Below are 821 nucleotides of genomic sequence, written 5' to 3' on the forward strand. Positions count from 1 at the left end.
TTTTCCAGCAATTCGATGGCGAGATCCAGTTTTGAAATCTCTTCGCAAAAGTGCGCATCAGAGCCGGTACTGAAATACACGCCAATCTCTTTTCCTAAGGCAACAATTTGATCACAGCGCGCATCACTGCCCTTTCGGCTCTTGCCTGTGAGAGACGTATTGTTCACCTCAATCGCTACATTGTGGGATTTAGCGCAACGCAACACTTGCTCCATATCAAATGGGTAATTGGGATTACCTAAGTGCCCTAATACGTCCACTCTGCCACTTTTAATGACGTTAATTAGCGCGGCAGTGTGCTCCGCTTCGGTTGCGGGTCTAAAAACGGGCTCATGAAAGCTAGCAATTACCCAATCAAGATGTTGATCAGAGGAAAGCGGAAGATCGATCTCGCCTTTGACGTTTAAAGTGTTGGCTTCAACGCCACGGAGAATACCGACCTCATGCAAAAAGCGGGGCAAAATTCTTTGATTATTGAAGTGCCAGTAGTGAGGGGCTCCTGGCATTTCGGGAGCATGATCGGTGGTACAAAGAAGTTTTAGCCCCTTATTCTTGGCTGCCAATGCGTTCTCTAAAATGGTGCTGTAGGCATGTCCACTGGCAATAGTATGGGTGTGGCTATCAACGACGATATCCATGGTGACCTCCTAAATTGTGGACAAATTATCGAATTTCGAACGAACCGTTTTGATTGAGAAACAGCGTGAGATCCGCTGGAATTGAGTGATTTAAAACCTTATCTACATTTACGGCATCTGAGTTTAAATAAAACGCTAATGCAGCTTATGGGGCGGTGCCACCACGAATCTTACGGTTTACTA

At 45.8% G+C, this 821-nt stretch carries 1 protein-coding gene and 1 pseudogene; both read right to left on the minus strand.

Annotated elements, in window-relative coordinates; all coding sequences use genetic code 11:
- A partial coding sequence (locus R7Z47_RS24420) for a phosphatase (RefSeq protein ID WP_318130710.1) occupies positions 1–638 on the minus strand: 638 nt, incomplete at its 3' end.
- Positions 639–663: 25 nt separating this feature from the next.
- A pseudogene (locus R7Z47_RS24425) lies at positions 664–821 on the minus strand (nucleoside/nucleotide kinase family protein); the annotation flags it as partial.

The organism is Vibrio sp. 1641 (assembly GCF_033339995.1).
Taxonomy (GTDB): domain Bacteria; phylum Pseudomonadota; class Gammaproteobacteria; order Enterobacterales; family Vibrionaceae; genus Vibrio; species Vibrio alginolyticus.